21 protein-coding genes are annotated in these 25,230 nt (G+C 61.9%); 10 read left to right on the top strand and 11 right to left on the bottom strand.

Annotation, left to right across the window (positions count from 1 at the left end; genetic code table 11):
• Positions 1-2: 2 nt before the first annotated feature.
• Genes D4A92_RS01575 through D4A92_RS01560 form a run of 4 tightly spaced genes read right to left on the bottom strand, consistent with a single transcriptional unit; the run spans position 3 to position 3,517 of the window.
• Positions 3-860 (bottom strand): metal ABC transporter permease, encoded by an 858-nt coding sequence (locus D4A92_RS01575; protein WP_203017656.1) that lies wholly within the window; start codon positions 858-860, stop codon positions 3-5.
• Positions 857-1,765 (bottom strand): metal ABC transporter permease, encoded by a 909-nt coding sequence (locus tag D4A92_RS01570; RefSeq protein WP_203017655.1) that lies wholly within the window; start codon positions 1,763-1,765, stop codon positions 857-859. Before D4A92_RS01570 ends, D4A92_RS01575 begins: the two co-directional genes overlap by 4 nt.
• Entirely contained in the window at positions 1,746-2,633 is an 888-nt protein-coding gene (locus tag D4A92_RS01565) for a manganese/iron ABC transporter ATP-binding protein (protein WP_281435257.1), read from the bottom strand. Before D4A92_RS01565 ends, D4A92_RS01570 begins: the two co-directional genes overlap by 20 nt.
• Positions 2,630-3,517: a metal ABC transporter substrate-binding protein gene (locus tag D4A92_RS01560; protein ID WP_203017654.1), complete on the bottom strand. Its 888-nt coding sequence runs from the start codon at positions 3,515-3,517 to the stop codon at positions 2,630-2,632. Before D4A92_RS01560 ends, D4A92_RS01565 begins: the two co-directional genes overlap by 4 nt.
• Before the next feature lie 248 nt (positions 3,518-3,765).
• On the opposite strand from D4A92_RS01560, the gene D4A92_RS01555 reads away from it, so the two are divergent.
• Positions 3,766-5,130, top strand: coding sequence for a hypothetical protein (locus D4A92_RS01555; RefSeq protein WP_203017653.1), 1,365 nt, complete (start codon positions 3,766-3,768; stop codon positions 5,128-5,130).
• A gap of 103 nt (positions 5,131-5,233) precedes the next feature.
• Here D4A92_RS01555 and lysS read toward each other — a convergent pair whose 3' ends face one another.
• From lysS to D4A92_RS01535, 4 genes are all read right to left on the bottom strand, one after another.
• Entirely contained in the window at positions 5,234-6,730 is a 1,497-nt protein-coding gene (lysS, locus tag D4A92_RS01550) for a lysine--tRNA ligase (protein WP_203017652.1), read from the bottom strand.
• A gap of 189 nt (positions 6,731-6,919) precedes the next feature.
• Positions 6,920-8,377, bottom strand: coding sequence for a glutamate--tRNA ligase (gene gltX / locus D4A92_RS01545; RefSeq protein WP_203017650.1), 1,458 nt, complete (start codon positions 8,375-8,377; stop codon positions 6,920-6,922).
• A 568-nt stretch (positions 8,378-8,945) separates the two neighbouring features.
• The gene (locus D4A92_RS01540; RefSeq protein WP_203017649.1) at positions 8,946-9,704 is read right to left on the bottom strand and encodes a TerC family protein; all 759 of its coding nucleotides are present in this window, start codon (positions 9,702-9,704) and stop codon (positions 8,946-8,948) included.
• A 113-nt stretch (positions 9,705-9,817) separates the two neighbouring features.
• On the bottom strand, positions 9,818-10,513 hold the full coding sequence (locus D4A92_RS01535; protein WP_246754005.1) for a TetR/AcrR family transcriptional regulator: 696 nt from the start codon (positions 10,511-10,513) through the stop codon (positions 9,818-9,820).
• A 145-nt stretch (positions 10,514-10,658) separates the two neighbouring features.
• On the opposite strand from D4A92_RS01535, the gene D4A92_RS01530 reads away from it, so the two are divergent.
• The 5 genes from D4A92_RS01530 to xylA all read left to right on the top strand — a co-directional run bounded on the left by D4A92_RS01530 (position 10,659) and on the right by xylA (position 17,674).
• Positions 10,659-11,846, top strand: a complete 1,188-nt coding sequence (locus D4A92_RS01530; protein ID WP_203017648.1) for an HlyD family secretion protein — start codon at positions 10,659-10,661, stop codon at positions 11,844-11,846.
• A 34-nt stretch (positions 11,847-11,880) separates the two neighbouring features.
• Entirely contained in the window at positions 11,881-13,464 is a 1,584-nt protein-coding gene (locus D4A92_RS01525) for a DHA2 family efflux MFS transporter permease subunit (RefSeq protein WP_203017647.1), read from the top strand.
• A 168-nt stretch (positions 13,465-13,632) separates the two neighbouring features.
• Positions 13,633-14,658 carry a LacI family DNA-binding transcriptional regulator gene (locus D4A92_RS01520; protein ID WP_203017646.1) on the top strand — a complete coding sequence of 342 codons (1,026 nt, stop codon included), beginning with the start codon at positions 13,633-13,635 and terminating at the stop codon, positions 14,656-14,658.
• Positions 14,659-14,681: 23 nt separating this feature from the next.
• On the top strand, positions 14,682-16,130 hold the full coding sequence (gene xylB, locus D4A92_RS01515) for a xylulokinase (protein ID WP_203017645.1): 1,449 nt from the start codon (positions 14,682-14,684) through the stop codon (positions 16,128-16,130).
• A 233-nt stretch (positions 16,131-16,363) separates the two neighbouring features.
• Entirely contained in the window at positions 16,364-17,674 is a 1,311-nt protein-coding gene (xylA, locus tag D4A92_RS01510) for a xylose isomerase (RefSeq protein ID WP_203017644.1), read from the top strand.
• A 244-nt stretch (positions 17,675-17,918) separates the two neighbouring features.
• On the opposite strand, the gene greA is transcribed toward xylA, so the two are convergent.
• Together greA and D4A92_RS01500 are read right to left on the bottom strand one after the other, a co-directional pair.
• Complete coding sequence (greA, locus tag D4A92_RS01505) at positions 17,919-18,401, bottom strand: transcription elongation factor GreA (RefSeq protein WP_203017643.1); 483 nt, start codon at positions 18,399-18,401, stop codon at positions 17,919-17,921.
• Between the two features lie 120 nt (positions 18,402-18,521).
• Positions 18,522-19,541, bottom strand: a complete 1,020-nt coding sequence (locus D4A92_RS01500; protein ID WP_006726992.1) for a LacI family DNA-binding transcriptional regulator — start codon at positions 19,539-19,541, stop codon at positions 18,522-18,524.
• A gap of 176 nt (positions 19,542-19,717) precedes the next feature.
• On the opposite strand from D4A92_RS01500, the gene D4A92_RS01495 reads away from it, so the two are divergent.
• From D4A92_RS01495 to D4A92_RS01480, 4 genes are all read left to right on the top strand, one after another.
• On the top strand, positions 19,718-21,244 hold the full coding sequence (locus tag D4A92_RS01495) for a sugar ABC transporter ATP-binding protein (protein WP_203017642.1): 1,527 nt from the start codon (positions 19,718-19,720) through the stop codon (positions 21,242-21,244).
• A 98-nt stretch (positions 21,245-21,342) separates the two neighbouring features.
• Positions 21,343-22,353, top strand: coding sequence for an ABC transporter permease (locus D4A92_RS01490; RefSeq protein WP_006726990.1), 1,011 nt, complete (start codon positions 21,343-21,345; stop codon positions 22,351-22,353).
• A gap of 69 nt (positions 22,354-22,422) precedes the next feature.
• Positions 22,423-23,376, top strand: coding sequence for a substrate-binding domain-containing protein (locus D4A92_RS01485; protein ID WP_040300290.1), 954 nt, complete (start codon positions 22,423-22,425; stop codon positions 23,374-23,376).
• 143 nt (positions 23,377-23,519) lie between these two features.
• Positions 23,520-24,572, top strand: coding sequence for a sugar phosphate isomerase/epimerase family protein (locus D4A92_RS01480; protein ID WP_203017641.1), 1,053 nt, complete (start codon positions 23,520-23,522; stop codon positions 24,570-24,572).
• A gap of 2 nt (positions 24,573-24,574) precedes the next feature.
• Here the strand turns inward: D4A92_RS01480 and D4A92_RS01475 are convergent, their stop codons facing one another.
• A complete protein-coding gene (locus D4A92_RS01475; RefSeq protein WP_203017640.1) occupies positions 24,575-25,210 on the bottom strand; it encodes a CatB-related O-acetyltransferase in 636 nt (211 codons plus the stop codon).
• Between the last annotated feature and the right edge of the window lie 20 nt (positions 25,211-25,230).

The following is a 25,230-nucleotide window of genomic DNA, read 5'->3' as shown; positions in this document are numbered from 1 at the left end:
GATCAGATGTCTTCTGCTGCGGCGATCCGGTTGACGCTGCGGGCCTGCCAGAGCGTGCGGAAGAAGGCGAGGATGAAGATGCCGCTCATGATCAGGACGATTGTCGGGGCGGGCGCGCTGTCGATGAAGAAGCTGAGATAGATGCCTGTGAGTGACGAGACGACTGCGACAGTCACGGCGGTGACAAGCATCATGGCGTAGCGTTTTGTGATCAGAAAGGCGATGGCGCCGGGGGCAACGAGCATGGCGACCGAGAGGATGATGCCGACAGCCTTCAAGGCGCCGACGACGACCAGTGATAGCACCGCAAGCTGGCCGTAATGAAGCAGGCGCACGGAAAGACCGATCGCCTGGGTATGTTGCGGGTCGAAGGCATGCGCCAGCAGATCCTTGCGCAAGACGACGAGGAATGCGGTGGCGAAGAGGGCGATCAGGCCGGTTTCTATGAGGTCGGAGGTCAGCAGGCCCAGCATGTCGCCGAAGAGGATGTGGTCGAGGTGCACGGAGCTCTGGACCTTGACATAGAGCACGAGGCCGAGGCCGAACATGCCGGAAAAGACAATGCCGAGCACCGTGTCTTCCTTAATGCGGCTGTTTTCCTTGATGAAACCCGTGAGCAGCGCGCAGAAGAGGCCGGCGACAAAGGCACCGATCGCAAGCGGAATACCGGCGATATAGGCGATAACGACGCCGGGCAGCACAGCATGCGAGACAGCATCGCCCATCAGTGACCAGCCTTTGAGCACCAGCAGGCAGGAGAGAAGCGCCATCGGAATGGCAATCATCACCGTGACCAGGAAAGCAGTCTGCATGAAGGGCAGCTGGAAGGGGAGGATGGCGAGTTCGAGGGTTTCGCTCATGCAGGGTGCTCCTCGGCTAAACGATGCGGCTCTGCCGTCGATGCGGGAGGCAAGGGCTCCAACGCTTCACGGGCGCGGCTGCGGGCGGCGAGAACGCCGTGCTTGGGCGCAAACAGGAACGCCAGCAGGAAGATCACCGTCTGCAGGACGACGATGATGCCGCCGGTCGCACCGTCGAGGAAGTAGCTGGCATAGGCGCCAATGAAGCTGGTGCCGGCACCGATTCCGAGCGCCAGCAGGATCAGGCGCTGGAAGCGGTCGGTAAGCAGATAGGCGGTGGCGCCGGGGGTCACTACCATGGCGATGACGAGGAAGGCGCCGACGGTCTGCATGGCGGCGACGGTGGAGGCGGCGAGCAGGGTGAAGAAGATCACTTTCAGCCGCTCGGGTTTCAGGCCGATCGAGCGGGCGTGGTTCTCGTCGAAGAAGGTGACCATCAGGTCCTTCCACTTGAGCGCCAGGACGAGGAGGCTGATGCCGCCGATCAGGATCAGCTGCAGCGTGTCGGCGGGCGAGATGGCCAGAATATTGCCGAGAACGATGGTTTTGATGTCGATCGAGACGGGTGAGATCGAGACCATGAACAGGCCGAGGCCGAAGAAGGACGTGAAGATCAGCCCGATGATCGCATCCTCCTTCAGCTTGGTTCGCTGGTTGAGGAAGAGGATAGTGAGCGCTGCGAGCCCGCCGGATAGGAACGCGCCGAAGGCGAAAGGCAGACCCAGCATATAGGCGCCGGCGACGCCGGGCACGATGGCATGGGAGAGTGCATCGCCGATCAGAGACCAGCCCTTCAGCATCAGATAGGCCGAGAGGAAGCCGCAGACGCCACCGACGAGTGCGCTCACCAGAATGGCGTTGCGCATGTAGTCGTAGGTGAAGGGCTCAACCAGGGTCGCGAGCATCTGATGCTCCTGGTTTCGGCTGCCCATAGATCACGAAGGGGCGTTCGTCGTCGGTGATGACGGTGACCTCGCGGCCGTCATCGTCGTCGTGCAGATCGCGGCCGGCGAGCACGAAATGGCGCAGCGCGCCGCCAAAGGCCGTCTTCAGATTGTCCTCGGTGAAGGTGTCCTCGGTCTTGCCCGAGGCGATGACCGTGCCCTTAACGAAAATGGTGCGGTCGCAGAAATCGGGGACGCTGCCGAGATTGTGGGTGGAGACCAGCATCACCCGGCCTTCGTCGCGCAGATCCTTCATCAGACCGATGATCTGTTCTTCTGTGGTGACGTCGACGCCGGTGAAGGGTTCGTCGAGCAGGATCACCTGACCTTCCTGGGCAAGCGCCCGGGCCAAAAAGACGCGCTTGCGCTGGCCGCCGGAGAGTTCGCCGATCTGGCGCTTGCGGTAGTCGCCCATACCGACGCGGGAAAGTGCCTCGTCAACCAGTTGGTGATCACGCTTCGAGGGGATGCGCAGGAAATTCATGTGGCCGTAGCGGCCCATCATCACGACGTCTTCGACGAGGACGGGGAAGTTCCAGTCGACTTCTTCCGCCTGGGGGACGTAGGCGACCAAGTTCTTCTTCAGGGCTTCGCGCACGCTCATGCCGAGCACGCGGATTTCGCCTGAGGCAACCGGCACGAAGCCCATGATCGCCTTGAAAAGCGTTGACTTGCCGGCGCCGTTGACGCCGACAAGAGCGGTGATGGTTCCGGGCGGGATGGCGAAGCTGGCATGGCGCAGTGCCGTGTGGCCGTTGCGGTAGGTCACCGTCACATCATCTGCGGCGATGCCTTCGCGGCTGCGTCTCGTGCCCGATCCCATGATCATCCGGCAAAACCCTTCACGATGGTCGAAACCGTCACCTTCAAGAGATCCAGATAGGTCGGGACCGGACCATCCGCTTCGCTCAGCGAATCCACATAGAGGATCCCGCCGTAGCGGGCGCCGGTCTCCGCCGCCACCTGCTGGGCCGGCTTGTCGGAGACGGTGCTCTCGGAGAATACGACGGGAATCTTGTTTTCGATCACCTGGTCGACAACGGCCCTGACCTGCTGTGGCGTGCCCTGGCTGTCGGCATTGATCGGCCAGAGATAGAGTTCCTGCATGCCGAGGTCGCGGGCGAGGTAGGAGAAGGCGCCTTCGCTGGTGACGAGGAAGCGCTCATTCTCCGGGATCCTGGCAATTTCCGCCTTCATCGGCTCGATCTCGGCGCTGATCTTCTCCGAGTAGGTCCGGGCATTGGCTTCGTAGATCGCAGCATTGGCGGGGTCGATATCCGTCAGCGCCTTGCGGATGTTCTCGACATAGATGAGCGCATTTTCCGGCGACATCCAGGCATGCGGATTGGGTTTGCCTTCGTAGGCGCCGCCGGCAATGCCGATCGGCTCGATGCCGTCGCTGACGGTCACGGTCGGCACATCGCCGAGATTGGCGAGGAATTTTTCAAACCAGGCTTCGAGGTTCAGCCCGTTGCGCAAGACGAGATCGGCGTCGCGGGCCTTCAGGATGTCGCGCGGCGTGGGCTGGTAGCCGTGAATTTCGGCGCCGGGCTTGGTGATGCTTTCGACGGTTGCCGCGTCGCCGGCGACGTTCTGGGCGATGTCGGCAATCACGGTGAAGGTCGTGACGACCTTCGGCTTGTCGTCGGCAAGGGCTGTCCCCGGCAGCAGCAGCGCCAGGGCGAGAAGACGGCAGGCAAGCTTTAAGACCATAGTCCATTCCTGTTCTTGCAAGTCATTCGCATTAAAATCTATCGCGCTTCCCGCCGATGTCAACGCTTTTGCAAATCATTCGCAAAAAGAGTCGTGCGTCAGGTGTGCCGTAACTGGAAAGGCGGGGTTAAAGGTTCCGCAAGGAGAGGGCCGTATGATGGTCCTCAGTATTGCGTAAACAGTCGGGACGGTGTCATGGCGGAGTTCCAAGCGTGAAGGTGCCCAAGATCCACCTTTCACGAAAGCTCATGCTGATTTTGGGCGGGGTGCTGGTCACCCTCGGGGGCACCGGTGCCGCCGCCGTCTATATCGGTGCGGATAAGCTGCTCGGGCCGTCCTATGCTGAGCTCAACGGGCTCGAATGCACCGAGGTGAAAACCGTCGAGATCCACAAAAAGGATCGCTTCTGGGTGCGCAAGTTCATCACCACCGACAAGCCCGGCGACGGACTGGCGCGCGTCAAGACAGCGCTGCGCGTGGCGAAAACCCTGCAGGAAACGAAGAAGGCCGATCTGGTGCAGGTCGTGGTGCTCGATGCGAGCGGTCCGAAGGATCGGTCAGGCATGCGCGGCCGCGCCGTGGGTGCCGATGTCATCTATGTGCCGGATCCGAGCCATGTGCCGGAGGAAGTCTCAGCGCGTGTTCTGACGGCACGTTATGCGGATGGTCTGGCCGCGCCGAACGGGGAGTTCTTCGGTGAGCGTGTCGACATGCTCGAGGCCGATATTCAGGCGCTCCTTGCCAAGCTCAACGACCAGACGGACTGCGTGAAGCCCGAGGGACTGATGCCGGAGAGTGAGGGGCACGGGGCGAAGGCTGACGACCACGGTGGCAAGGCCGCCCATGGTGCTGGCGATGCCCATGGCGAAAAGGCGGCGGATGGTCACGGCGCCGCTGAAGGGCATGGCGAAGCCGAGGGCCATGGCGATGCGCCTGACGGTGAACATTCCGAGGAAACGCCCGTTGCCAAACATGGCGCCGAAGAGAGCAAGGGCTGGATGGCTTCACTGATGGGCATGGTCGGTCTCGGTGGCGATGACGCACCGGCCGAGGATCACGCCGCGCCCGGCGAGGGCCACGAGGCCGTTGCGGACGGACACGAGGCGCCGGCAGAAGATCATACGAAGCCGGCTGCCGATGCGGCTCATGCGGTTGCGCCCGAGCATGCCGAAGAGCAGGTCGCGCATACCGAAGAGAAGCCCGCCGGTCAGACGCCGGTTGCCGAAGAGGCGCCCGCCGAAGGTGAGGGCTGGTTCGCATCGATCAAGAGCATGGTCGGTCTCGGTGGCGCCGAAGAAGAGCCTCCTGTCGAGGATGCAATCGCGAAGGTCGAGCCGACCGGCGGTTCAGACGCTGCTGCGACCACGGATCATGGCGCCGCCTGGCTGGAAAAGATGCGTGCTCAGCCCATCACGCCTGATGGTGCGGCGCCGGCCGCCAAGCCAGAAGAACATGGGGCTGCGGCCGATGGTCATGCGCCGACCGAACAGCATGCAGCCAAGTCTGGCGACAGCCACAAATCGGATGGCCATGGTGCTCCAGCCGAAGACGAGGCGACCCTGCCGCCAAAGGCCAAGCCCAAGGCTGACGAGCACGCCAAGGCCGATCATTGATCGCTGACATCGCCTGTTCAGCTAGTCTCCAAATCCCAGCCAACAAATACGAAAGCCCCGGTCATCAAGATCGGGGCTTTTGCGTTTGAAGTTGGTACAGCGCTCAGTCGTTGCGGTTGCGGCGCGCCGGGAAGAGGATGACGTCGCGGATCGACGGGGCGTTGGTAAGCAGCATGATCAGGCGGTCGACGCCGATGCCAAGACCGCCGGCGGGCGGCATGCCCTGGTCGATGGCGTCGAGGAACTCGTCGTCAAGCTGCTTGTCCTTTTCGCCGCGCGAATGGGCCTGTTCGAGCTGCTCTTCCATGCGGCGGCGCTGCTCTTCCGGGTCATTGAGTTCGGAGAAGGCGTTGCCGACTTCCCAGGCGTTGCAATAGGTCTCGAAACGCTCGACGAGGCGCGGTTCGCCCGGCACTTCCTTGGCAAAGGGCGAGATGTCCTTCGGGAAATGCGTGACGTGAGACGGCTGGATCAGAGTGCCCTCGACCTTCTCCTCGAAGATGAAAGCGAGGCATTCGCCCCAGGTCCAGTCCTTCTCGACCTCAAAGCCGCCGGCCTTGGCGGCGGTGCGGGCTTCCTCATCGGTCTTCATGGCCAGGAAGTCGATGCCGGTTGCTTCCTTGACGGCGTCGGGCATGGGCACGCGCTTGAACGGGCCCTTGAAGGAGAGCTGCTTGTCACCGAAGGTGAGGTCGGTCGTGCCGTGGATGCCGATGGCGAGCGTCTCGAACATGCGCTCGACGAGGCCCATCATGTCCTCGTAATCGGCATAGGCCCAGTAGCATTCCATCATTGTGAATTCGGGATTGTGGCGGGTCGACACACCTTCATTGCGGAAGTTGCGGTTGACCTCGAACACCTTGTCGGCAAGGCCCGATACCAGCGTGCGCTTGAGAAACAGTTCCGGCGCGATGCGCAGGAACATGTCCATCTTCAGCGTGTTGTGGTGCGTCTTGAAGGGCTCGGCCGTTGCGCCGCCATAGACTGTCTGCAGCATCGGCGTCTCGACTTCGAGGAAGCCCTCGCCCTCGAGGAAGCGGCGGATACCGGAGACGATCTTCGAGCGCTGCTGGAAGCGGAGCTTGGATTCCTCATTGGTGAGGATGTCGAGGTGGCGCTTGCGGTAGCGCAGCTCGATGTCGGCGAGGCCGTGATACTTCTCCGGCATGGGGAGGAGCGTCTTGGTCAGCATGGTGATTTCATGGGCGTTGATCGTCAGCTCGCCACGCTTGGTCCGGCGGACCTGACCCTTCACGCCGATGATGTCGCCGAGGTCGATCATCGGCAGAAGCGCGCGGGCTTCTTCCGGCGTCGTATCCTTGTGGGAGAAGATCTGGATCTTGCCCGAGGCGTCATGGATATCCATGAACATGCCGGAATTGCGCGAGGAATAGACGCGGCCGGCGACCGTGATGATATCCTCAGAGGTTTCGTCCAGCTCGAGGCTCGCGTATTTCTCGGCAAATTCCGCATTGGTCATCGTGCGGTGGAAATGCGCCGGATAGACGTCGCCGACCTGTTCGCGCAACAGCGCAAGCTTCTGGCGGCGGACTTCCGTCGGGTCTGAGGAAAGGGCGGTTTCGGTGGTCTGTTCGGTCATCGGGTATCGCCTCGGATCGGCCTGGAGTGTGTTTCACCCCCCTCTGTCACTTCGTGACATCTCCCCCACAAGGGGGGAGACTGGTCTCCGCCGGTTCGGGCTTGCCCGCTCTCCCCCTGTGTGGGGGAGGTGCCCGGCAGGGCAGAGGGGGGTCGTTTCTGCACCGCCCCTTGAGGCGGCACTCAGTCGTTAGTTCTGCGCACCCGCCATCGCGGTCAGCGCCTGGATCGCAACCTTCAAGCGCTGGCGCACGACCGAGCGGCCGAGCAGCGCCATACTGTCAAACAACGGCAGCGAGCGCTGGCTGCCGGAGACGGCGACGAAGAGGGGCGGGGTGACGACGCGGAGTTTCTTGCCCATGCGGTCGGAGATCGCGCGCAGCTCTTCCTCGATGGTCGTCACATTCCATTCGAGGATCTTTTCGAGATCCGCCTGAACGGTGGTGACGATTTCGAGCGTCTCGGCCGGGCTGGTCTTCAGGCCGCCGAAGGAGGCGGGCGTCAGGCCGACGTCGTTGGCGAGCAGGAAGCCGGCGAGCGGCGGCAGTTCGCCGAGCTTGGTAACGCGGCTCTGGGCAAGCTTCAGGCCTTCGACGAGACGGTCGTTTTCCTGCGCCCAGTCGAGCACGCGGGCAACGAAATCTTCCGGGGTCAGCTTCTCGCGCAGCCAGCGGCCGTTCAGCCAGTCGAGCTTCTGGATGTCGAAGATCGCGCCAGCCTTGGAGAGGTTGTCCGGATCGAACTTCTCGATCAGCTCTTCCATGGTCAGAAGCTCTTCGCCTTCGGCGATCTGGATGAAGAACAGGCCGAGGAAGTTCATCAGGGCTTCCGGCAGGTAGCCGAGGGCCGAGTAGTAGGAGATCGAGGTCGGGTTCTTGCGCTTCGACAGCTTCGACTTGTCGTGATTGCGCATCAGCGACAGGTGCATGAAGACAGGCGGCTCAAGGCCGAGATGTTTGTAGATCAGGATGTGCTTCGGCACGGAGGCCAGCCACTCCTCGCCACGGGCGACGTGGGTGATCTTCATCATGTGGTCGTCGACGACGTTTGCCATGTGGTAGGTCGGCATGCCGTCCGCCTTCAGCAGCACCTGCATGTCGACGCTTTCCCACGGGATCGACACATCGCCATAGACGCCGTCGTGGAAATCGCAAGAGCCTTCGGTCGGTACCTTCAGGCGCACGACATGCGGCTCACCTGCGGCAACGCGGCTCGTGACTTCCTCGGCCTTCAGGTGAAGGCAGTGGCCGTCGTAACCCGGCGGCTTGCCGGCGGCGCGCTGGGCTTCGCGCATGCTCTCCAGCCGTTCCGGTGTGCAGAAACAATGGAAGGCGCCGCCATTGTCGAGCATCTTGTCGACGAAGGGGCGGTAAAGGTCCTTGCGCTCGGACTGGCGATAGGGGCCGTAGGGGCCGCCGACATCAGGGCCTTCCGACCAGGTGAGGCCGGTCCACTTCAAGGCGTCCAGCACCTTCTGCTCGAATTCGGCTGTCGAACGCGTCGCATCGGTGTCCTCGATGCGCAGGATGAACTCACCGCCGAATTTCTTGGCGAAGAGGTAGTTGAACAGCGCGATATACGCGGTGCCGACATGGGGTTCGCCGGTCGGGGAGGGTGCGATGCGGACGCGGACGCCTGATGTGGTCATGAAATTCAGCTCGTGGTGCGTGCGGGGGACCTGGCGCCTTGGCGCTGGATCGAAAAATTGTGAGACTGCCGATGATGGCCTGCGAGGGACAGGGTAGGGCCCAGAGGCCGCCTGTTCCACCGCGAGGCCTTAAGGCCATATTCATGGCCGTGCGTCAAGAAAAACCACGGAAACAGGCGCTTCGGAGGCCGTTGCGGAAAATTTCGAAATTTTTCTGCAAAGCGCGGAACCGGACGTCATATGCCGCGTTCTTATGGCAGAGCGCAGGCCGTGCCAACCGGACGCGACGGGATATGGGGAACAGGGAGGTTTTTCCGGTTTCTCTCCCTGGCCAACGAATTGGCAGACGAGCCCCTTAACCGTCCGGCCTGCGCTCTCCCCAAGTCCCCGCCCCCAAGGAAAACCTGCGTCCCGCCGACGCAGGTTTTTCTTTGCGCGGTTTTCAGGCGTTGCTGCTGCCGGTGGGGCTCATGCTGCCATGTACGCAGGAGGTGGTCCGGTCGAGTATATCGGCGCAGGGAAAGAAGGCCCATCTCACGACAGGCCTTCTTATCAATTCAGCGACAGCTCAGTGCGAAACCGCCTTGGCCAACTTGTCCCGCTCGCGCTTGCGCCTCGCAAACATGTTCAGCACCTCGACGAGTGCCGAGAAAGCCATGGCAGCATAGACATAACCCTTGGGCACATGGAAACCCATGCCCTCTGCGATCAAGGTCATGCCGATCATCATCAGGAAGGCGAGCGCCAGCATGACGATGGTCGGGTTCTTCTCGATGAAGTTGGCAAGCGGGGTCGCGGCAACCAGCATGACGGTCACAGCCGCAACCACTGCGACGACCATGATCGGGACATGCGGCGTCATGCCGACGGCAGTAATAATACTGTCGATCGAGAAGACGAGGTCGAGCAGCAGGATCTGGCCGATGGCGCTGGTGAAGGTCGTCGCTGCGGTAGAGGCGATGAAGTCCTCTTCCTTGTCAACCGGGTCTACGGCATGGTGGATTTCCTTCGTTGCCTTCCAGACGAGGAAGAGGCCACCGGCTATCAGGATCATATCCTTCCAAGAGAAGCCTTGGCCGAAGAGCTCGAAGACGGGGGTGGTCAACTGAACGATCCAGGCGACCGTGCCGAGCAAGGCCAGTCGCATGACCAGCGCAAGCCCGATCCCGATGCGGCGGGCCTTTTCGCGCATCTCGGCGGGCAGCTTGTTGGTCAAGATCGAGATGAAGATGAGGTTGTCGATGCCGAGCACGATCTCCATGACGACGAGCGTCACGAGTGCGACCCAGGCTGCGGGGTCCTGGAGGAGTGCGCTGATATTGTCCATGAGTGTCTTCCGTGCTGATCAAACGGATTATGTTCCCAAGGACATGAGTCATATCCGTGGGGTTGGCAAGCAGCCAGATAAAGTCTGTGCGCGGAACAAAGTTCCGTCGCAGATCAGCCTTGGGATTCGGGGCTTTTGGGGCCGTAGAAGTTCATGAACATACGAAGGCCTGATTCCACCACGCGTTCGATCTCTTTGTCGTCCGGTCGCACGGGGAGGTCATTGAACAGCCGCTTCTTGAAATAGCCTGCCGTTGACATGTCGATGAACTGGCGTGCGGCCAGATCGCTGTCCTCGACCGAGAGTTCGCCCTTCTCATTGGCAGCAGCAATATAGTCCTGCAACAGCACCTTGATATTGGTGGGCGACGAAGCAAAGAAACGCTGACAGAGCGTCGGCATTCGGTCGAGCACACCCATCAGGATACGCATCGTCGGGATCATCTCCGTGTCGAGAATGAAATGCGCGTGGGCGAGCGCGTAGCGCCGCAGGCCTTCCTCGACATGGGCGCTTTCTTCGAGGATTTGTCGGATCGCGGCATCGAAGGCGCTTTTCTCACGCTCGACCAAGGCGCCGAACAGATCTTCCTTGCTTTGGAAATAGACGTATATGGTGCCCTTCGAGACGCCTGCCTCGCGGGTAACGTCATTCATGCTTGCAGCATCGTAGCCAAGCTTCATAAAGACCCGCTTGGCCCCATCCAGGATCTGTCCCCGCTTGACCGGATCCGCGCCCGCTGCAAAGCGACCCACCCCGGCGACGGGATAGGAGGGCGGCGTCATGGCGATTTCCTGCTCTTGTTTCGACATTTCCTGTCCGACAAAAATTAACTGCGTTGCGTGGCCTCGTCTCCAAGGCCCGTTTCTGCCTCTTGATATGGGGCAAAAAAGGCTCTATGTCAATCGAACCGAACGGTTCAGTTCGAGCAAGTTCAACCCATCCCCGGTCCTTATCATGTCAGCGACGCCAAGATCCACCGCCCTTCGTTCCACTTCCACTCCAGTCGACCGGAATGAGGCTGCGCCCCTGACGGAAACGGATGCAGGGGAGCCCCACCCGCCGCAGGAAGCAGCTGCCTCCAAGCCGAAACGCCGCAGCCCTGTGCTGCCGGTCATCCTCGCTGCGCTGCTCGCAGGCGGAGCCTGGTATGGCTATACCTGGTGGACCGATGGTCGCTTCATGGTGTCGACTGAAGACGCCTATATCGAAGGTGACATCGCGATCATCTCGCCGAAGGTTTCCGGTTATGTCGAGAAGGTCAACGTTGCCAGTAACCAGGTCGTCCGCGCTGGCGATCCGCTGGTGACCCTCGATGGCGGCGACTATCAGATCGCCTATGATCAGGCCATGGCCGGCAAGCAAAGCTCCGAGCTCGCGATCGCCCGCATCGATGCGCAGATCGTTGGCGGTGAGGCGAGCGTCGCGCAGGCTCAAGCGCAGCTCGGCTCTCTGGAGGCTGCGGTTCGGGGCGCCGAAATTACGGAGAAGCGTGCGAGCGAGCTTGCAGCCAAGAGTGTCGGTACGACTGCGGATCTCGACAATGCCAAGGTCGCGCTCGACCAGGCCCGCGCCAATCTGGTGGCGGGACAGGCCGCAGTCGCTTCGGCGGAAGCCAATCTCTCGATCCTCAAGGCGCAGCGCGACGAGGCGGTGAACGCCGTGAAGGTGCAGGATCAGGTGGTGGCGAAAGCCAAGCGTGATCTCGATTTTACCGTGCTGAAAGCGCCCTATGATGGCGTGATCGGCAATCTCTCGGTTCAATCGGGAGATCTCGTCTCGGCCGGCAAACGTCTGGCGGCTCTGGTGCCGACCAGCGAGCTCTATATCGAGGCGAACTTCAAGGAAACGCAGATCGCGCATCTGGTTCCCGGTTCCAAGGTCTCAATCCATGTCGACGCCTATGGCGACGATCCGCTCGAAGGCACGGTGACCTCGATCGCTCCGGCCTCCGGCGCCATCTTCTCCATGCTGCCGGCGGAAAACGCCACCGGCAACTTCACCAAGGTTGTCCAGCGCGTGCCTGTCCGGATCGCGCTGCCCAAGGAAGCGCTTGCCGGCGGCCATCTGCGCGCCGGCCTCAGCGTTATCGTCGACGTCGACACCCGCACGGCCCCCGAGGGCCAGGCGCTTGCCGCGAAGTAACACCACCGGCTGACGTTATCGAAAGGGCCGTGTCATGGCCGCAATCACCTCAACAGCCATCGCGCCCTCGGCACCTGCCGAGGAGCGGATGGATCCGAAACGCGTCTTCGCCTTCCTGGCGATGGTGTTCGGCATGTTCATGTCGATCCTCGACATCCAGATTGTCTCGGCCTCGCTTGCCGAAATCCAGGCCGGTCTCGGGGCCGGATCCGACGAGGTGGCTTGGGTGCAGACCTCCTATCTGATCGCCGAAGTGATCATGATCCCGCTCTCTGGTGTACTGGCCCGGATCGTCTCCACCCGCGTGCTCTTCACGTTCTGCGCGGCGGGATTCACGCTCGCCAGTGCGCTCTGCGCGACGGCCACCAATATCGAGCAGATGATCGTCTACCGCGCGATCCAGGGCTTTATCGGCGGCGGCATGATCCCGTCCGTCTTCGCGGCTGCCTTCACCATCTTCCCGCCGTCCAAGCGCAACATCGTCTCGCCGATGGTCGGTCTCGTCGCGACGCTGGCGCCCACTATCGGCCCGACGATCGGCGGCTATATCAGCCATGCGATGTCGTGGCACTGGCTGTTCCTCATCAATGTGATCCCGGGGATCCTGGTAGCTGCTGCCGCCTGGAGCCTGATCGATTTCGACAAGCCGGACCTCAAGCTTCTGAAGAAGTTCGACTGGTGGGGACTGGCCTCAATGGCCGTCTTCCTCGGCACGATGGAATTCGTGCTGGAAGAGGGCAACAACAAGGACTGGTTCAACGACCACCACATCGTGCTCGGGACCGTTGCGATGGTCATCGGTGGGGCGATCTTCTTCTGGCGCGTGTTCAAGGTCGAATTGCCGGTCGTGGACCTCAGGGCCTTTTCCAACGTCAATTTCGCCTTCGGCTCGCTGTTCTCCTTTGTCATGGGTGTCGGCCTCTATGGTCTTACCTATCTCTATCCCCTCTATCTCGGGCGTATCAGAGGTTACGACTCGCTGATGATCGGGGAGACCATGTTCGTCTCGGGCGCTGCGATGTTCCTCACCGCGCCGGTGGCGGGTGCGCTGTCGAACAAGCTCGATCCGCGCGTGATGATGATGATCGGTTTTTCCGGCTTCGCGCTTGGCACCTACATGATGACCGGGATCACGGCAGACTGGGACTTCTACGAACTGCTGGTGCCGCAGATCCTGCGTGGTTGCTCGCTGATGATCTGCATGGTGCCGATCAACAACCTGGCGCTCGGCACGCTGCCGCCTGATCGTATCAAGAATGCGTCCGGCCTGTTCAATCTGACCCGCAACCTAGGCGGGGCGGTGGGGCTCGCGATCATCAACACGATGCTGACACAGCGCTCGGACGACCATTATGCGCGTCTTTCCGAGCAGCTTTCCTGGAGCAACCAGGCAGCGCTCGATTGGCTCGCCAGCGTCGGTGCTAACTACGACAGCTATGGCCTCGATGGCACGGCGGTGGCGATCAAGAAGCTCTCGGGTGTGGTGACGCAGCAGGCCTGGCTGCTGTCCTTCATGGATGTGTTCATGGGGCTGACGATACTCTTCGTTGCGCTGGTGTTCATGGTGCTGCTGCTGAAGAAGCCGAAGGGTGCGGCACCCGCTGGCGCCGGCCACTGACACCACCATGCCTGGGTAAGCTTGCGGGTCCAGGCTCTCCGTTGATCTCCAAGGCTCAGACCGCCTCACATGTTGAGGCGGTCTTTTTTTCGAGCAAAAGAGGTACGTACGTCAAATTCTGATTTACGTACCTCATTCGCCCGTGTAGGACAGGCGCCGGAGGAGAGAATGAAGCCGACTGTCCACGACATTGCCAGCCGCGCGGGCGTCAGCCTTGCCACCGTCGACCGGGTGTTGAACCGGCGGCCGGGGGTCAGCGCGCGCACGCGCGAGAAGGTGGATCAGGCTGTCAGCGAGCTCGGTTTCGTGCGCGACGTGGCAGCGGCGAACCTTGCCAAGGGGCGGATCTATCCGCTGACCTTCATCATTCCCTCGAACGACAATTCCTTCATGAGGGGCTTGAGGCTTTCGATCGACGAGGCGCGGGAACGCGCAGGCGTCGAGCGGATCACGATCCGGCTTATCGACGTCCCGGCCTTCGATGCCGATGCTCTGGCGAAAGCGCTGCGGCATGCCGCAGCCGAGCAGCCGTCCGGGATCGCCTTTGTCGCCGTCGATGCGCCCGAGGTGGCGGCCGCTGCCTTGGAGATCGTGTCTGCCGGCATTCCGCTCGTCACCCTCGTTTCCGATCTCTCTGGCGCAGAGCGGGATCATTATGCCGGCATCGACAATGCCGCTGCCGGGCGAACCGCAGCGAGCCTGCTCGGGCGCTTCGCGGCCGGACGTGATGGCAAGGTTGCCGTGCTCGCTGGCTCCATGCTGGTGCGCGACCATCGCGAGCGCTGCGAGGCCTTCGCTTCCGTCATAGCGCAGGATTTCCCTGGGCTTGCAGTCTTGCCCGTCATCGAAGGGCGTGACGATCCCGTGGTTGTCGAGCGCCAGGTCTCCGCGCTCTTTGCGAACCGAAGTGACATCGTCGCACTCTACAGTCTCGGTGCCGGCAATCGCGGGCTCGTCAGGGCGCTGGAACGGCAGCCGGCGGGAAGCCGTCCGGTGGTCATCGCCCATGAACTGACGGAGACGACGCGCGGGGCGCTGCAATCGGGCCTCATCGATGCCGTGCTCAACCAGGATGCCGGCCACGAGGTGCGCAGCGCCATTCGTGTGCTGAAGGCCAAGGCCGACGGTCTGCCTGTCGTGGCCGCCCAGGAGCGCATTCGTATCGACATATTCTTGAAGGACAATCTGCCCTGAAGGCAGAGGAATGGAGGACACCCATGTATCTTGGTTTGGATCTCGGCACATCCAGCGTCAAGGCGATGCTGATCGACGGCGACCAGAAGGTGGTCGGTGTCGGCCATGCCGGTCTCACCGTGCAGCGGCCGCATCCCGGTTGGTCGGAGCAGGCGCCGGGCGACTGGCTGCGTGCGACCGAAGAGGCTGTTGCGGCGCTGAAGGCCTCGCATCCACAAGAACTTGCCGCGGTGAAGGGCATCGGCCTATCCGGCCATATGCATGGTGCAACGCTCATCGACGCCAAGGATCGGGTGCTCAGGCCCTGCATTCTCTGGAACGACACCCGAAGCCATGCGGAAGCGGCAAGCCTCGATGCCGATCCGCGCTTCCGGGCGCTCACCGGCAATATCGTTTTCCCAGGCTTTACAGCCCCGAAACTCGCCTGGGTGAAGAACAACGAACCTGAGACCTTTGCCAAGGTCGCCAAGGTTCTTCTGCCGAAGGATTACCTGCGTCTCTGGCTGACGGGGGAATATCTCTCCGACATGTCGGATTCGGCCGGCACCAGCTGGCTCGATACCGGCAAGCGTGCCTGGTCTCCGGAACTGCTGGAGGCAACGGGGTTGACCGTCGAGCAGATGCCGGGTCTCGTCGAGGGCACCGATCGCGCTGGCACATTGCGCGCCGAACTGGCTGAGAAATGGGGCCTCGGCTCTGACGTGGTGGTTGCCGGCGGGGCAGGGGACAACGCGGCGTCAGCCTGCGGCATGGGTACCGTCGCCGAAGGTCAGGCCTTTGTCTCGCTTGGCACGTCGGGTGTCCTTTTTGCCGCCAACGGCTCCTATCTGCCGAAGCCGGAAAGTGCCGTGCATGCGTTCTGCCATGCGCTGCCCAAGACCTGGCACCAGATGGGTGTCATCCTGTCGGCGACCGACGCTCTCAACTGGCATTCCGGCGTGACCGGCAAGTCGGCCGGGGAGCTTACCAGCGAACTCGGCGACGCACTCAAGGCGCCGACGGGCGTCACCTTCCTGCCCTATCTCTCGGGTGAACGCACACCGCATAATGACGCGAAGATCCGGGGCGCCTTTATCGGGCTCGGCCATGAAAGCGATCGCGTCGTGCTGACCCAGGCCGTGCTGGAAGGCGTGACCTTCGCCATCCGCGACAGCTTGGAGGCGCTGAAGTCTGCCGGCACGAAGATCGACCGGGTGACGGCGATCGGCGGCGGCTCGCGTTCCCGCTACTGGCTGTCTTCGATCGCCACCGCGCTTGATATGCCGGTCGACATTCCCGCCGACGGCGATTTCGGTGCTGCCTTCGGGGCGGCAAGGCTCGGACTGATTGCGGCCACGGGTGCGGACCCGCTGTCGGTTTGCACCGCGCCGGAGACGGCGGAGACGGTCGAGCCGGTCAAGGCGCTCAGCTCTGCTTACGAGGCAGCCTATGGACGCTACCGGGCGCTTTATCCGGCGATCCGGGGGATTTGAAAGATTTGCCCCTCACCCTGACCCTCTCCCCGCAGGCGGGGAGAGGGGACGGTAACAGCGGCGGCGCATGTCCTTCTCCCCGTTCACGGGGAGAAGGTGCCGGCAGGTCAGGCGCAATGCCATTGCGCCGGGGATGAGGGGCTGCACGGCAATCAACCCACCCCGGACCTTACGGTCCGACCCTCCCCCTCAAGGGGAGGGTGGAAACACAAACACACCAAGGAGGACTACCCATGAGCACAGGTTTCTTCGGCAATATCCAGAAGATCAAATATGAAGGCGAAGGCAGCGCAAACCCGCTGGCCTTCCGCCACTACAATCCGGACGAAGTCGTCCTTGGCAAGCGCATGGAAGACCATCTGCGGTTTGCGGTTGCCTATTGGCACACCTTCGTCTGGCCGGGCACCGACCCGTTCGGCGGCAACACGTTTGAGCGTCCGTGGTTCGAAGATACGATGGCTGCGGCGAAGATGAAGGCCGATGTTGCCTTCGAATTCTTCCAGCTGCTCGGCACGCCCTATTACTGCTTCCACGACGCCGATGTTCGCCCCGAAGGCAATAGCTTCGCCGAGAACACGAAGAACCTCAACGAGATCGTCGACTACTTTGCTGGGAAGCAGGAAGAGACCGGCGTCAAGCTTCTCTGGGGCACGGCGAACATGTTCTCGCATCGCCGCTATATGTCGGGTGCAGCCACCAACCCGGATCCTGACGTCTTTGCCTTCGCTGCTGCGACCGTAAAGACCTGCATGGACGCGACGCTGAAGCTCGGCGGCGAGAACTATGTGCTGTGGGGCGGCCGCGAAGGCTATGAGACACTGCTCAACACCGACCTCGGACGCGAACTCGACCAGATGGGCCGTTTCCTCAACCTCGTCGTCGAATACAAGCACAAGATCGGCTTCAAGGGCGCGATCCTGATCGAGCCGAAGCCGCAGGAGCCGTCGAAGCACCAGTATGACTACGACGTCGCGACCGTTTATGGCTTCCTGAAGCGTTACGGCCTCGAAAACGAAGTGAAGGTCAACATCGAGCAGGGCCACGCGATCCTCGCCGGCCACTCCTTCGAGCACGAGCTGGCGCTCGCCAATGCGCTCGGCATCTTCGGTTCGATCGACATGAACCGCAACGACTACCAGTCCGGCTGGGATACCGACCAGTTCCCGAACAATGTCCCGGAAATGGCGCTGGCCTATTACCAGGTCCTGCAGGCCGGCGGCTTCACGACGGGTGGCACCAACTTCGACGCCAAGCTGCGCCGTCAGTCGCTCGACGCCGAAGACCTGCTGATCGGCCATATCGGCGGTATGGACTGCTGCGCCCGCGGCCTGAAGGCTGCTGCCAAGATGGTGGAAGACAAGGCGCTGTCCGGCCCGCTTGGCTCGCGTTATGCCGGTTGGGACAAGGCCGAGAACCAGAAGATGCTGCGCGGCGAAGAAAGCCTCGACGCCATCGCTGCCCGCGTCGAAGCCCAGAACGTCAACCCGCAGCCTGTGTCCGGCAAGCAGGAACTGCTGGAAAACGTGGTCAATCGCTACGTTTGATCTGAGGGTTTAAGTGCGATTGGGGCCGGGGCGCGAAAGCGTCCCGGCCTTTTGCATTCCTGCACGGCCGTCATCCTCGTGCTTGTCCCGAGGATCTACCAAGGGTGGTCGCGCCTTGGACGATTCAGGAAGGCCGGGCGGGCTCGGCAGTTGCCCGAAGAGTCGAGGTTCCGGCAGGCGGCAATAGATCCTCGGGACGAGCCCGAGGATGACGATGGTGAACACGTCGCTCGACGGCCGGCCTTCAAGCGATTGCCGTGATCTCTAGCTCCTGGTCGCCGACCGTCACCACATCGCCCACACTCTTTCCCATCAGCTGGCTTGCGACCGGCGAGACAAAGGAGATCGAGCCCGTCTTTGGGTCCGCCTCGTCCTCACCGACGATCCGGTATGTCTGCACGCGGCCGTCATCGCGTTCGAAGGTGACCTTGCTACCAAAGGCAACGACCGTGTTGTCGACCGGATCCGGGATCACCTGGGCGGTGTGCAGCCGCTCCGTCAGGTATTTGAGATCACGATAGGGCACGGCCGACTGGCGTCGACGCTCGTTGATGTCCTCGACCACCTGTGCCGCCAGATAGGCGGCGCGGGCCTCATCCGCCTGAGCCTGCAGGAGCTTCAGGCCTGTCGCCGTCACCAGGTTCGGATGGGGCGAGATCGGGCGGTCCGGCAGATGGGTTTCTGCGGCGGTTTCCGAACTTTCTTCCTTGGTGAAGGCGACACTCATCTGGGGTTTCCGGTTGCTGAGGCAGAGGCGGGCTTTCGAACTGCCAATATAGGGGTATGTCGGTCAACGGCCCAGACCGAAGATGGGTCCATCGGCACCAGGTGACGCGAGACGGCGAGGCTAGCGTTTGGCCGGTCCGGTCACCGAGCCGCGCACGATCAGGTCCGGCATCAGCAGGATTTCCTGGCGCTCTGTCGGTCGCTCGGCGAGTGACTTGATGAGCAGCGACATGGCCTGGCGGCCAATCGCCGTGCGGGGCTGGCGGATGGTCGTGAGCGCGGGGTTCACATAGGTCGCCTGGGGCACGTCGTCGAAGCCGATGACGGAGAAATCATGCGGCAGGTCGTAGCCGCGGGCGGTCAGGCCGTTGATCACTCCGACGGCGGTCGCATCATTGACGCACATGAAGGCTGTCGGAAGCTGATCGCGCATGAAGAGCTGCTCGACGGCAAGTCGTCCGCTTTCGATCGTGCCTTCGCCTTCCAGCACGAAGCGCTGGTTCGGCGGGATGCGGGCGGCATCGAGCGCCTTGTCGAACCCCTGGCGGCGGCGCTGGTGGCCAAGCCGCGTCTTGCTGTCGCCGATGAAGGCGATTGCGCGGTGGCCAGCTGACAGCAGATGTTCAGCCGCCTTGCGGGCGCCGGCCACATCATCGACGCCGACATAGGAGATCTTCGAGCCGAACACCGGTTCGAAGACGGCGACGGAGGGGGGAAGCCGCTGGCCGACCACCTGATGGCCGAAGGGTTCGTGGCCGGTGAAGAGTACCAGGCCCGTCGCCTGGCCGGAGCTTAAGAATTTCAGATATTCCAGCCCGCGTTCGGGGTCGTTCTGGGTGTGACCGATCAGGACGCCGAAGCCATGGGCACGCGCCTCGTTTTCCAGCCCGATGAGGGTCGAGGAAAAGTTCGGATCACCGATATCGGGGGCGAGGATCAGGATCATGTTCGACCGGCCCATGCGCAGCGAGCGCGCCATGGCATTGGTCGTGTAGCCGGTGATGGCAATCGCTTGGTTCACCCGCTGGCGGGTCGATTTCGCCACCTTGTCGGGGGTGTGGATCGCACGACTGACCGTCGCGATCGACACTTCCGCGATGCGCGCCACGTCCTCGATCGTCGCTGGTGCTGTGTCCGGCACGCGCCCTTATCCCCTATCCGTCTGGAATCGTTGGAGACCTTACATTCCCAGCCTCAGCTGCGAAAGCGGAAAGGGAACAAAAACTCTCCGTGATGTGATGATGTAAACCTTTACATCGGGCATGTAAAGGTTTACACAAATGGCATGGCGGTTGAGGAGCCGCTGGGGAGGATTGCATGACATTGGCTGGGGGCGAGGCGCGGACACCCGTGCTCGTGGCGGAGCGAATTTCCAAATCATTTGGCGAAGTCCAGGTGCTGTTCAGCGTGGACTTCGACGTCTTGCCGGGCGAGGTTCACGCGCTCATGGGCGAGAATGGTGCTGGCAAATCGACGCTGGTGAAAATACTCTCAGGTTTCGAGCAGGCAACTGCCGGTCGCATCCTGCTGGACGGCGAGCCCGTGACGCTGCCAGCCAATGGAGCGGCTGAGGCACTCGGCATCGTGCTCATCCACCAGGAATTCAATCTTGCCGACCATCTGACCGTCACGGAGAGCCTGTTTCTCGGTCGCGAAGTCACGCGCTTCGGTCTGCTCGACCGCGCAACAATGCGGGCGGAGGCGCGGCGTGTGCTCGACCAGCTCGGCTCCAGGATCGACGAGAATGCACTGATCAGTTCGTTGGCGGTTGCCGACAAGCAGATGGTCGAGATTGCCAAGGCGATCAGCCGCAAGGCGCGCATTGTCTTCATGGACGAGCCGACGGCCGTTCTGTCGCGTGACGAAACCGAAGTGTTGTTCGATCAGGTGCGCAAACTGCGGGCGCGTGGAACGAGCTTCGTCTTCGTTTCCCACAAGCTGGACGAAGTGATGGAGCTCACCGACAGGGTGACGGTGCTGCGCGACGGCCAGTGGGTCAAGACCGCCCCGACGTCAGCGCTCGACAGCGAGGCGATTGCCCAGCTGATGGTTGGTCGTGAATTGTCGAGCCTCTATCCGACCAAGCATGAACCCAATGTCGACGAAGAGATCGTGCTTTCCGTGCGGGATTTAACGACAGGGTTTGTGAAGAACGCCAGCTTCGAGCTGAAGCGTGGCGAAGTGCTCGGCTTTTCCGGCCTGATCGGGTCAGGCCGCACCGAGCTGATGGAGGCGGTGGCGGGTCTGCGTCCGCGTCTGTCCGGCGAGGTCAGGCTCAAGGGTGCCGTGCTTAACGCCGGTGATTTCCGCGAAGCGAACCGGCGCGGGCTCGCCTACATGACCAAAGACCGCAAGGGCAAGGGCCTGTTGCTTGGCGAGGGCATGACGGCCAACCTGACGCTGCAGTCGATGGACAATCATGTGCGCCACGGCTACCTCGATCCCGGCAGCGAGGCGAAGGCGATGGCGCGTGCAAAGCGCCGCTTCGATATCCGCGTGCGCGACGACAAGGTGAGAGTGGGGCGCATGTCAGGCGGCAACCAGCAGAAGCTGCTGCTTGCCAAGATCATGGAAGTCGAGCCCCAGATCATCATCATTGATGAGCCGACACGCGGCATCGATGTCGGCACCAAGCAGCAGATCTATCATTTCATCGCAGCGCTCGCCCGCGAGGGACGCTCGATCATCGTCATCTCCTCTGAGATGCCCGAGGTGATCGGTCTTTGCACGCGGGTGGCCGTGATGCGCGAGGGACACATGGTCGGTCTGCTCGAGGGCGAGGACATCAACGAACAAACGATCATGCGCTACGCCGCCGGCCTGAAACGGCAGATGGCGAGCTAGGTAAATGCAACAGCCTGGCGGCAAGACCGGGCTTGAAAACGAAGACTTCAGGGTGCGCGACCTCTAGGCTGGGGTGCGTGGGAGGAGACGGGAAGACCATGACTGCCGAGACTGAAACGAACACACCTGGCCGTCCACGCCGCACCTTTCGCGATGTGGACCTGCGTGCCGTCGCACCCTTTGCTGCGCTGCTGATCCTTCTGATCATCGGTGCGCTGGTGAACCCGAACTTCATTGGCCTCACCAATCTCGCCAATGTCGCAACCCGCTCTGCCTTCATTGCGATCATCGCCGTTGGCGCGACTTTCGTCATCTCCTCGGGCGACCTCGATCTCTCCGTCGGTTCGATGGTGGCCTTTGTCGCCAGTCTCATGATCCTCTTCATGAATTCCGGCGCGATTGCCGATCCTGGCCTGATGATCGCCGCGGCCATGGCGCTTGCCATCATCATCGGTTCGCTCTGCGGTCTCGCAAACGGGTTGATCACCACTGTCGGCAAGATCGAGCCCTTCATCGCCACTCTCGGGACCATGGGCATCTATCGCGGTCTGACGACGTGGCTCTCCCAGGGCGGCGCGATCACGCTGCGCGATGCCGAGCAACAGGCGTTGTATCGCCCCGTGTATTTCGGCTCGATCCTCGGTATTCCCGTACCGATCGTCATCATCCTTGTCGTGACCGCGATTGCTGCCGTCGTTCTCTATCGCACGCGCTACGGTCGTCATGTGGTGGCCGTCGGGTCGAACCGGGATGTGGCCCGCTATTCGGGCATCGCTGTCGACCGGGTGCGCACAATCGCCTTTGTCATCCAGGGGCTTTGCGTCGCCATCGCCGTGCTCCTCTACGTTCCGCGCCTCGGCTCTACCTCGGCGACAACGGGCATTCTCTGGGAGTTGCAGGCGATCACTGCGGTTGTCGTCGGCGGTACGGCGCTGAAAGGCGGGGCGGGGCGTGTCTGGGGCACGATCTGCGGCGCCTTCATTCTCGAGCTTGTCGGCAACATCATGCTGCTCTCGAATTTCATCTCCGAATATCTGATCGGCGCCATCCAGGGCACGATCATCATCATCGCGATGCTCGTCCAGCGATCGCTGGCGCGCAAGGCGTAAGGAAACGGCCGGGCAGGAGGGTCGCCCGGTCCGTTCGAACTCGACCCTCGTCACTTTGGGAGGAAACCAATGCATAAGAAACTTATGGGCATGGCTGTCGCCATGACCGCGCTCGTGTCGATCTTCGGCGTGGCGCAGGCCCAGGACACCAAGACGATCGGCGTCTCGATCCCGGCTGCAACACACGGCTGGACATCGGGTGTGATCTATCATGCCGAACGTATCGCCAAGCAGCTGATGGAGCGTCATCCGGGCCTCAACGTCGTCGTCAAGACCTCTGCCGATCCGTCCAGCCAGGCGAATGCCGTGCAGGATCTTGCGACGCAGGGCATCGATGCGCTCGTCATCCTGCCGACGGATCCGGATCCGCTGGTCAACGCCATCCGGCAGATCAAGGACAGCGGCAAGTTCGTCGCGCTCGTCGACCGCGCACCGTCGGTCAACGACAACACCGTCCGCGATCTCTATGTCGCCGGCAACAACCCGGCTCTCGGTGAAGTCGCCGGCAAGTACATCGCCGAGACGACGCCGGACGCCGAAGTCGTCGTCATCCGCGGCATGCCGATCCCGATCGATCAGCAGCGCCAGGACGGTTTCGACAAGGGTATCGAAGGCTCCAACGTCAAGATCCTCGACCGCCAGTTCGGCAACTGGAACCGCGACGATGCCTTCAAGGTCATGCAGGACTATCTGACCAAGTATCCGAAGATCGATGTGGTCTGGTGCCAGGACGACGACATGGCCGTCGGCGTGTTGCAGGCGATCGAACAGGCCGGCCGTACCGATATCCAGTATATCATCGGTGGTGCCGGTTCGAAGGACATGATCAAGAAGGTTATGGACGGCGACAAGATGGTCCCGGTCAACGTTCTCTACCCGCCGTCGATGGTCGGTACTGCGCTGGAAATGACGGCTGCCGCCCTCTACGACAGCGTTCCGGTGCATGGCACCTACACGCTGGATGCGACGCTGATCACACCTGAAAACGCGGAAGGCTACTACTTCCCGGATTCGCCGTTCTGATCCCGGAAGATTTAAGCGCAATCGGTCTGCCCGGGTTTTTCCCGGGCAGACTTTTCACCACAGGCATCATTGCGGTTGTGTCGAAAATCCATCTCCTGTAATCGTTTACGGAAACGTTGCAGGGATCTCAGGGAGGAGAATTCATGAAGACGATCAAGGGACCGGCGATCTTTCTCGGTCAGTTTGCGGGTGATGCCGCGCCATTCAATACCTGGGATGGGATTACCAAATGGGCCGCTGACAAGGGCTATGAAGGCGTGCAGGTGCCAACCTGGGCCGGCCAGCTGATGGACCTGAAAAAGGCCGCCGAATCCAAGGATTATTGCGACGAGCTTTCCGGTGTGGCGCGGGCGAACGGCGTCGAAATCACCGAACTCTCCACCCACCTTCAGGGCCAGCTGGTTGCGGTTCATCCGGCCTATGACGAAGCCTTTGACGGCTTTGCGGCACCGGAAGTGCGCGGCAATCCGAAGGCGCGCCAGGAATGGGCCGTGCAGCAGGTCAAATATGCGCTGAAAGCCTCCCGCAATCTCGGCATCAAGGCGCATGCGACCTTCTCGGGCGCGCTCGCCTGGCCCTATATCTACCCGTGGCCGCAGCGCCCGGCCGGTCTCGTCGAGACAGCGTTTGACGAACTGGCGCGCCGCTGGCTGCCGATCCTCGATTATGCCGAGGAGCAGGGTGTCGACGTTTGCTACGAGATCCATCCGGGTGAAGACCTGCATGACGGGGTCACCTTCGAGATGTTCCTCGAGCGGGTGAAGAACCATTCTCGCGCCAACATGCTCTATGACCCCTCGCACTATGTGCTGCAGTGCCTCGACTATCTCGACAACATCGACATCTACAAGGACCGGATCAAGATGTTCCACGTCAAGGACGCGGAATTCAATCCGACCGGCCGACAAGGCGTCTATGGCGGCTACCAGGGCTGGGTCAACAGGGCAGGGCGCTTCCGCTCGCTCGGTGACGGTCAGGTCGATTTCGGTGCGATCTTCTCGAAGATGGCCGCGAACGATTTCGACGGCTGGGCCGTTGTCGAATGGGAATGCGCGCTGAAGCATCCGGAAGACGGCGCCCGCGAGGGTGCGGATTTCGTCCGGGCGCATATCATCCGCGTCACCGAGAAGGCCTTCGACGACTTCGCCTCCGGCGGCACGGACGATGCCGCAAACCGCCGGATGCTGGGTCTCTGAGATTAGACCTTCTTGAGGGCGGCGATGTCGCCGCTCTCGAGGTGGGGCAGGGCGCGTTCGATCCTGTCGAGCGGCCAGTCCCACCAAGCGAGGGTGAGCAGATCGGTGATCTCTTCATCCGTGAAGCGCATGCGGATCACGGTTGCCGGATTGCCGCCGACGATGGCGTAGGGCGGCACATCGCGGGTGACGACGGCGCGGGCGGCAATGATCGCGCCAGAACCGATTGTGACCCCCGGCATGATCGTTGCGCCATGGCCAATCCAGACGTCGTGGCCGACAACGGTGTCATGGAAGGGCAGGTCCTGATAGCCATCAATGGTCTCGGGGCTGAAGACGCGGAAGGGATAAGTCGTGATACCCGTCATGGCGTGGTTGGCCGAACTGGTGATGATGATCGCCTCCCGGGCGATCTGCACGAAGCGGCCGATGACCAGCCGTTCCTGGCTGAAGGGATAGAGGTAGGGCGCAAGAATTTGCGCCGTTTCTTCCGCTCTGCCGGAATGGGTGAAGTAGCTGAAGTCGCCGACCTCCATGCGCGGATGATCGATGACGGCGGCAAGCTGGACGGTCTCGCGATAAGGCGTGCCATCGGCGAGCGTGATGGGATGGGGTTGTCTCGGGTCGAGAAAAGGCATGGTTGAGATCCTTGAAAAAG

Origin of the sequence: Rhizobium rosettiformans (assembly GCF_016806065.1) — a bacterium.
GTDB lineage: Bacteria > Pseudomonadota > Alphaproteobacteria > Rhizobiales > Rhizobiaceae > Allorhizobium.
Note: the sequence above shows the minus strand (reverse complement) of the source record. Positions and strands in the feature narration are given on the sequence as shown.

Excerpts from the sequence above, each read along its gene's own strand:
- D4A92_RS01530 (WP_203017648.1), top strand. The coding sequence starts at position 10,659 with ATGTCAGCGACGCCAAGATCCACCGCCCTTCGTTCCACTTCCACTCCA.
- D4A92_RS01575 (WP_203017656.1), bottom strand. The coding sequence starts at position 860 with ATGAGCGAAACCCTCGAACTCGCCATCCTCCCCTTCCAGCTGCCCTTC.
- gltX (WP_203017650.1), bottom strand. The coding sequence starts at position 8,377 with ATGACCACATCAGGCGTCCGCGTCCGCATCGCACCCTCCCCGACCGGC.
- D4A92_RS01495 (WP_203017642.1), top strand. The coding sequence starts at position 19,718 with ATGACATTGGCTGGGGGCGAGGCGCGGACACCCGTGCTCGTGGCGGAG.
- D4A92_RS01520 (WP_203017646.1), top strand. The coding sequence starts at position 13,633 with ATGAAGCCGACTGTCCACGACATTGCCAGCCGCGCGGGCGTCAGCCTT.
- xylA (WP_203017644.1), top strand. The coding sequence starts at position 16,364 with ATGAGCACAGGTTTCTTCGGCAATATCCAGAAGATCAAATATGAAGGC.
- D4A92_RS01480 (WP_203017641.1), top strand. The coding sequence starts at position 23,520 with ATGAAGACGATCAAGGGACCGGCGATCTTTCTCGGTCAGTTTGCGGGT.
- D4A92_RS01535 (WP_246754005.1), bottom strand. The coding sequence starts at position 10,513 with ATGTCGAAACAAGAGCAGGAAATCGCCATGACGCCGCCCTCCTATCCC.
- D4A92_RS01565 (WP_281435257.1), bottom strand. The coding sequence starts at position 2,633 with ATGATCATGGGATCGGGCACGAGACGCAGCCGCGAAGGCATCGCCGCA.
- D4A92_RS01570 (WP_203017655.1), bottom strand. The coding sequence starts at position 1,765 with ATGCTCGCGACCCTGGTTGAGCCCTTCACCTACGACTACATGCGCAAC.
- lysS (WP_203017652.1), bottom strand. The coding sequence starts at position 6,730 with ATGACCGAACAGACCACCGAAACCGCCCTTTCCTCAGACCCGACGGAA.
- greA (WP_203017643.1), bottom strand. The coding sequence starts at position 18,401 with ATGAGTGTCGCCTTCACCAAGGAAGAAAGTTCGGAAACCGCCGCAGAA.
- xylB (WP_203017645.1), top strand. The coding sequence starts at position 14,682 with ATGTATCTTGGTTTGGATCTCGGCACATCCAGCGTCAAGGCGATGCTG.
- D4A92_RS01560 (WP_203017654.1), bottom strand. The coding sequence starts at position 3,517 with ATGGTCTTAAAGCTTGCCTGCCGTCTTCTCGCCCTGGCGCTGCTGCTG.
- D4A92_RS01525 (WP_203017647.1), top strand. The coding sequence starts at position 11,881 with ATGGCCGCAATCACCTCAACAGCCATCGCGCCCTCGGCACCTGCCGAG.
- D4A92_RS01475 (WP_203017640.1), bottom strand. The coding sequence starts at position 25,210 with ATGCCTTTTCTCGACCCGAGACAACCCCATCCCATCACGCTCGCCGAT.
- D4A92_RS01540 (WP_203017649.1), bottom strand. The coding sequence starts at position 9,704 with ATGGACAATATCAGCGCACTCCTCCAGGACCCCGCAGCCTGGGTCGCA.
- D4A92_RS01490 (WP_006726990.1), top strand. The coding sequence starts at position 21,343 with ATGACTGCCGAGACTGAAACGAACACACCTGGCCGTCCACGCCGCACC.
- D4A92_RS01485 (WP_040300290.1), top strand. The coding sequence starts at position 22,423 with ATGCATAAGAAACTTATGGGCATGGCTGTCGCCATGACCGCGCTCGTG.
- D4A92_RS01555 (WP_203017653.1), top strand. The coding sequence starts at position 3,766 with ATGCTGATTTTGGGCGGGGTGCTGGTCACCCTCGGGGGCACCGGTGCC.